Source organism: Streptomyces globisporus, from assembly GCF_003501885.1.
In the GTDB taxonomy this organism is placed as follows: Bacteria; Actinomycetota; Actinomycetes; order Streptomycetales; family Streptomycetaceae; genus Streptomyces; species Streptomyces globisporus_D.
Genome location: NZ_QWFA01000261.1, coordinates 1 through 6,886 on the forward strand (window position 1 = coordinate 1; position 6,886 = coordinate 6,886).

The following is a 6,886-nucleotide window of genomic DNA, read 5'->3' on the forward strand; positions in this document are numbered from 1 at the left end:
CCCCTACGCCCCTCCGTTCCCGTCCCCTCACCTACCCTCCCGTCCCCTTCCGTCCTCTCGCCCGTCGCGGACAACCCTCTCCCCCCTCTTTCCGCTCATCCGCGAGTTCCCGCACCCCGAGCCGAGTTGGAGCGCTCATGCCCCAGCACGTACCTCCCCCACTGCTCGATGCAGTCACGCGCCAGGGTCAGGGCCCGGCGTCCTCCAGGGTCCCCGCGACCCCGCGACGCATCGTCTTCCTCGCCCACCGCGACCTGGGCAACCCGGCCGCCGGCGGCTCCGAGCTGCTGATCGACCGGCTTGCCTCGGGCCTCACCGAGCAGGGCCACGACGTCACCCTCCTGTGCGGCGGCCAGGCCGCCCGCAGGCCCTACCGAGTCGTCTCGGCGGGCGGCGCCCTGGGTCACTACCTCGGTGCGCGGTCCGCCTTCGCCCGGCAGGTCGGCGACTGCGACCTGCTGGTCGAGGTCTGCAACGGCATGCCGTACCTCGCGCCCCTGTGGCACCGCGGGCCCACCGTGTGCCTCGTCAACCATGTGCACACCGACCTCTGGGACATGCGGTTCCCGATGCCGGTGGCGCGGGCCGGACGGCGGCTGGAGCACTGGGCCCTGTCCCGGGCCTACCGCGACCACCTGATGATCGCGGTGTCCCCGTCCACGGCGGGCGCGCTGCGTGACCTGGGCGTGCCCGACCACCGGATCCGGGTGGTGCACAACGGCGTCGAGGAGCCGAGCCCACAGGGCGACCGGTCCGAGACCCCGCTGTTCACGGCGCTCGGCCGGCTCGTCGACTACAAGCGCATCGATCTGCTGCTCCAGCTGTGGGAGCGGGTCCGGCCGGTCACCGGTGGCCGGCTCGTCATCGTCGGCGACGGCCCCGAGCGGGCCCGTCTGGAGCGGCTCGCCGGTCCCGGTGTGGAGTTCGCCGGCCATGTCACCGAGGCGGAGAAGCACCGGCTGCTCTGCGCGTCGTGGATGCTGCTGCATCCGGCGGCCGTGGAGGGGTGGGGGCTGGTCGTCACGGAGGCCGGCGCCCGCTCCACCCCGACCCTGGGCTTCGACGTCCCGGGGCTGCGCGACTCCGTCGAGGACGGGGTCACGGGCATCCTCGCCCGGGGCGCGTCCTCCTTCGCCGCGGCCTGGTGCGCGCTCGCCCTGGACGACGAGCGGCGCGAGGCGATGGGCAAGGCGGCCCGGGAGCGGGCCGCCGCGTTCCGGTGGACCAGCAGTGTCCGGCAGTTCATGGCGGTCGCCGCCGAGGCGACCAGCGGCGTGAGCGCCCCGGCGATCGGTGCGAGCGCGTGAAAGACCCTTCCTTCCGGCGCTCGGTCGCCCTGTTCCGCGCCTTCATGCGGGAACAGGGCGACCCGGCGACGGCGTACACCCTGCTGGCCCGCGACGCCGCGGACCAGGTGGAGCGGCACGGTCCGGTCCGGGGCAAGATCGTCGTGGACATCGGCGGCGGCGACGGCTACTTCACCCGGGAGTTCCGTCGGCGCGGTGCGCACGGCTACCTCTTCGAACCGGACACGGCCGAGATCGGCCCCGGCAAGCGTGCGGACACCGTCGTCGCCGACGGCTATCTGCTGCCGCTGGCCGACGGTGCGGCGGACGTCTGCTTCTCCTCCAATGTGCTGGAGCACGTCGCCGATCCGCACACCTTTCTCAGCGAGATGGCCCGGGTGACCCGCCCGGGCGGCCTGATCTACGTCTCCTTCACCAACTGGTACTCGCCCTGGGGCGGCCACGAGTGGGCGCCGTGGCACTATCTGGGCGCCGAGCGCGCCCGGAGCCGCTACGAGCGCCGCACCGGCCGCCCGGCCAAGCACCGCCTCGGCGACAACCTCTTCCGGATCGGCGTCGGCGAGACGCTGCGCCATGTCCAAAGCCGTAGTGACGTGACCGTCGTGTCCGCACGCTCGCGTTACTGGCCCGTCCTTCCCCAGCTCGTGCCGCGCATCCCCGTACTGCGGGAATTCGCCACCTGGAACCTCCTCCTCATTCTCCGGCGGTGTTCATGACCAGCGCTGTCCACCCACCCCGGCCCGCGGCCCCGGACGGCCCGGGTCCCGAGCCCACCGTCCCCGCCGACGGCCCGCCGCAGGCGCGTTCCCGGCGCTGGCTCCTGGGGTTCTGGGCCGCCGTCTTCGCGGCGTTCCTGGCGGTGTCGCCGGGTCGGATGACCTTCGACACCAAGCTGGGTGTCGTCACGGCCCCCGGCCGGTTCCTCGGTGACCTGGGCGAGCTGTGGCACAGCCGCTCCGGATTCGGTGGGATCGCCGACCAGTACATCGGCTATCTCGTGCCGATGCTGCCGTACTACGGAACCGCCGAACTGCTGCGAGTGCCCACCTGGCTGGCCGAGCGGCTGTGGCTGTCGATCATCGTGGCGACCGCCTTCTGGGGTGCGCTGCGGCTGGCGGAGCGGCTGCGGGTGGGCTCACCGGCCACGCGGCTGCTCGGTGCGGTCGTCTACGCGCTGTGGCCGACCTACACCATCGTGGTGGGCTCGACGTCCGCCGCCGCACTGCCGGGCGCCCTGCTGCCGTGGGTGCTGCTGCCACTGACGAACCCGCGCCTCACCCCGCGGATCGCGGCGGTCCGGTCCGCGCTGCTGATCCCGCTGATGGGCGGGGTCAACGCCGCTTCCACGCTGGCCTCGCTGCTGCCGGTCGGGCTGTATCTGCTGTCCCGGCCGGGCGGGCCGCGCAAGCGCGGGCTGCTGCTGTGGTGGATACCGGGCGTGATCATGGCGACCGCCTGGTGGATCGTTCCGCTGCTGCTGCTGGGGACCTTCGGCGAGAACTTCATGCCGTACGTGGAGTCCTCGTACACCACCACGACCACCATGTCGGCGACCGAGGTGCTGCGCGGCGCCGGCAACTGGGTGGGCTATCTGAACTTCGGCGAGGCCTGGCTGCCGGCCGGGTGGACCGTCGCGACCGCCACCGTCACGATCCTGGGTTCGGCGCTGGCCGCCGCCCTGGGGCTGGCGGGTCTGGCGCGGCGTGACCTGCCCGAGCGCCGCTGGCTGGTGCTGACCGTGCTGTCCGTCGCGCTCGTCACCCTCGCCGGGTACGGCGGTGCGCTGGGCGGTCTCTTCCACGGCACGGTGCAGGACTGGCTGGACACCTGGCTGGTGCCGTTCCGGAACGTCTACAAGTTCCAGACGGGTCTGGCGCTGGCGCTGGCCCTGGGGCTGGCGCACATCGTCGGCGTCGCCACGACGGCCGCCGCGCGCCGGGACCGCAACCCGGCCCGGATCCGCCGGCTCGCGCCGGTCGTCGCCGCCGCCGTCGTGCTGCCCGGTCTGGCCTGGCCGTACCTCAACGGCTCGATCCTCCAGACGGGTTCGTTCCAGAAGGTCCCCGACTACTGGGAGAGCACCGGCAGTTGGCTCAAGAACAACTCGCCGGACGACCGCGCGCTGGTCGTCCCGGCGACCGCGCACGGCATCTACACCTGGGGCTCCCCCATCGACCAGCCGCTGGACGTGCTGGCCGAGTCGCCGTACGCACAGCGTGACTACGTCCCCTTCGGCACGCCCGGCAACCGGCGCGCGATGGACGCCGTCGAGCAGGCCCTGACCTCCGGTGGCGAGGTCCCGGGACTCAGCGAGTACCTGAACCGGGCCGGGCTGCACTATGTGGTGGTCCGCAACGACCTGGACCCGGACCAGCTGGGCTACGTCCCGTCCACCACGGTGAAGCGCACTCTGGAGGCGTCCGGCTACAGCCGCGTCAAGGGGTACGGGCCGGTGATGACCGCCGGCCGGATCGCGGCGGACACCCCGGTGCAGGTCGAGGGCCTGTATCCGCGCCAGCGGGCGGTGGAGATCTACGAGCCGCCCAAGGGGACCGAGCGCCCCGGACGGGCGGAGGCCACCCCGGTCGCCTCCACGGCCGTGGTGAGCGGTGGCCCGGAGTCGCTGCTGCCGCTGTCGGCGAACGGCGCCATCGAGGGCCGGCCGACCGTGCTGGCCGGTGACGCGCACCCGGGTCTGGGACGGCCGTCGCTGTACGCGGCGGGCGACGGACTGCGGCGCGCCGACACCCGGTTCGGGCTGGTCAACTCCAACACCTCGTACACGTACACCGCCGACGAGCGCAACGCCGAGGAGTCCGCGCAGGACCCGGGGCGTGAGCCGCGCCAGATCCTGCCGACGTCCGGATCGAAGCACCAGACGACCGCGGTGATCCGCGGGGCGAAGTCGGTCAGCGCATCCTCGGTGGGCAACTGGCTGTTCCATCTGCCGCAGTACGACCCGGTCAACGCGTTCGACGGCAACCCGGCGACCGGCTGGGCCGAGGGCTCTCCCGGCGCGCCCGAGGACGAGTGGGTTCGGGTCGACTTCTCCGCCCCCACCGACATCCCCGGCTCGATCCAGGTGACGCCGCTGCCCAGCGGCAATGTGCGGGCCGCGCCGACCGTGATCCGGGTGGAGACCGACAAGGGCTCCAAGGACAGCCCGCTGCGGACCGACGGTTCGGCGCAGCAGGTGGCCGCGCCCGCCGGGCAGGCCGCCTGGCTGAAGGTGACGATCCTGGAGTCCCAGCAGGGGCGCCCGGGGCTGACCGGCGCCGGATTCACCGACATCGCCATTCCCGGTGTGCAGGCGACCCGGATGCTGGAGCTGCCGAACGACGCGCCGCGCGAGGGCGCCGATGCGACGATGTTCTCGCTGAAGCGGGGCAGCGACCCGGGCGGTCTGTCGTCCGTGGCCGCCGAGGTCGGTCTCGGCCGGCAGTTCACCGCGCCGGAGGCGGGCGACTACACCGTCTCGGCGACCGCGCTGCCGGTGCCCGGAGAGGCACTCGACAAGCTGCTGTTCGAGCTGACGGGCGAGCGGGACAAGATCGAGGTAGCCGCGGACTCCACGGCGCGCCTGGGCACCAATCTCAGCCCCCGCAACCTGACCGACGGTGACCTCACCACGGCGTGGATCGCGGGCGAGCGTCCCGTACTGCGGCTGAACTGGCCCGAGAAGCGGCCGATCGGCGAGATCGTGTTCGCCGCGGCCGGGGGTCTGTCTGCCCGCGCCGAGCAGGTCCAGATCAGTTCGCCGGACGGTACGGCGGTGGCCTCGGTGGACGAGAACGGCATGGCCCGCTTCTCACCCATCAACACCGACCGGATGGACATCACCATCTCCAAGACGGCACCGCTGACGGTCCACAACCCGGTGGCAGACGGCCAGTTGCAGCTGCCGGTCGGGCTGAGCGAGGTCTACATCCCGGCTCTGGAGGAGTTCCGTTCGCCGCAGCCGAAGCCGGACCAGAAGTTCAGCCTGCCCTGTGGCAAGGGCCCGGTCCTCTCCGTCGGCGGTACGTACATGGAGACCAAGGCCGAGGGGCGGGTGCGGGACCTGACCCAGCGCAGGCCCATCGAGGTCTCGCTGTGCACCGACGACAGCAAGGTCGAGCTGGCCGCGTCGTCCACCACCGTGCAGGCGGGGGACGAGGGTCCGCTGGCCATCACCGACGTCTCGCTGAGCAAGGGCACCACCGAGGCCGCCGCGGCGACGCCGCGCTCGGTGGACGTCGAGCAGGGCGAGGGCGACCGGCGGACCGTCGAGGTCGGGGCCGGTGAGGCCTCCTACCTCCAGATCCACGAGAACCACAACAAGGGGTGGAAGGCCACCCTGGACGGCAAGGAGCTGACGCCGCTGCGGATCGACGGGTGGCAGCAGGCCTGGCTGGTGCCCGAGGGCGAGGGCGGCACGGTCACCCTGGAGTACGAGCCGGCCAAGATCTACCAGTGGGGTCTGATCGGTGCGGGCGTGCTGTTCCTGGCGCTCGTGGTGCTCGCCCTCATCGGCCGCAAGAGTTCCGGCCGGGAGGAGACCGAGGAGCTGCCGGCACCGCCGGGTCCTGGTCTGATCCTGGGCACGGTCGCCCTCACCCTGGTGGGGGTGGTGATCGCGGGTCCGGTCGCCGTGGCTGTTCCGCTGCTCGCCGTCGTGGCGCACTTCCGGCCGCGGCTGCTCGTTCCTGTGGCGTTCGCGGCGATGGCCGCCGCAGGAGTTGTCGCCGCGGTGGGCACCGGGGAGAGTACGACGACGGGTGAGGGCGCTTTCGGTGCCACGGCTCAACTCCTGGCCTTGATCGGGTTGTTCGCCGCACTGGTGACGGTGGGCCGGGAACCGCTCGGCAGGCGCGCGGCCCGTACCGGCCAGGACGCGGCCGAGCCGGCCCCGGCGGGCGGTGACCGGCCGACGGTCCAGCTCCCGGCGCAGCCCGCACCGCCGTCGGGCCGGACGCTGTCCGCCGACGGCAGGCACTCGGCGAAGGGAGAGGACGCCTGATGGCGACCACGCAGCACCAGCGGGCCCCGGGCGGCGGCCAGCCGCCCGGGCCGCCCGTCCGGGTGCCGTTCCCGGTCGTCGACGAGGTGGCCCGGCACTGCGCGCAGGACGCCGAGCCGAGCACCGTGCACATCGAGATCCATCTGCCGGGCCGGGTCGACGAGGAACGGCTGCGCTCAGCGTTCGCCGCCTCGCTGGCCCGGCACCCCCGGGCGCTGATGCGGGAGCGGTCCCGGGGGCCGTTGGCCCGGCGGTACGAATGGGAGCTGACCGAGGCCCCGGACACGGACCCGGTCTCCTTCCCGCCGTGCGCGCCCGGCGCGCTGGAGCGGGCACGCGCCGGGGCGCTGGACCGCGCCCCGGCGCTGACCGCCTCGCCACCGCTGCGGCTCGACGTGGTCCGGGAGCCGGACCGGGAGGGCTGTGTGCTGCTGTTCACCGTGCACCACACCGCCCTGGACGGTCCGGCGTGCATGCGGCTGGCGGCGACGGCCGCGGAGATCTACAGCGGGTCTCCGATTCCGCCGTCACCCGCCCCGGCCCGCCCGGCCGCGGCCCCGCTGCCCCGGCAGTCCCGGAC

Annotated in this window: 3 protein-coding genes and 1 pseudogene; all 4 read left to right on the forward strand. The window is 73.1% G+C overall.

Annotated features, from left to right (window positions below):
- Positions 1 to 137: 137 nt before the first annotated feature.
- A complete protein-coding gene (locus D3105_RS31120; protein ID WP_118906241.1) occupies positions 138 to 1,307 on the forward strand; it encodes a glycosyltransferase family 4 protein in 1,170 nt (389 codons plus the stop codon).
- Positions 1,304 to 2,023, forward strand: a complete 720-nt coding sequence (locus D3105_RS31125) for a class I SAM-dependent methyltransferase (protein ID WP_118906242.1) — start codon at positions 1,304 to 1,306, stop codon at positions 2,021 to 2,023. The genes D3105_RS31120 and D3105_RS31125 overlap by 4 nt, the downstream gene beginning before the upstream one ends.
- Positions 2,020 to 6,306, forward strand: coding sequence for an alpha-(1->3)-arabinofuranosyltransferase domain-containing protein (locus D3105_RS31130; protein ID WP_206272996.1), 4,287 nt, complete (start codon positions 2,020 to 2,022; stop codon positions 6,304 to 6,306). Before D3105_RS31125 ends, D3105_RS31130 begins: the two co-directional genes overlap by 4 nt.
- Positions 6,306 to 6,886 (forward strand): annotated as a pseudogene (locus D3105_RS31135) (condensation protein); the annotation flags it as partial. The gene D3105_RS31130 and the pseudogene D3105_RS31135, both read left to right, overlap by 1 nt.

Bases quoted from the DNA above. Each gene is read 5' to 3' on its own strand.
- D3105_RS31130 (WP_206272996.1), top strand. From the start codon at position 2,020: ATGACCAGCGCTGTCCACCCACCCCGGCCCGCGGCCCCGGACGGCCCG.
- D3105_RS31120 (WP_118906241.1), top strand. From the start codon at position 138: ATGCCCCAGCACGTACCTCCCCCACTGCTCGATGCAGTCACGCGCCAG.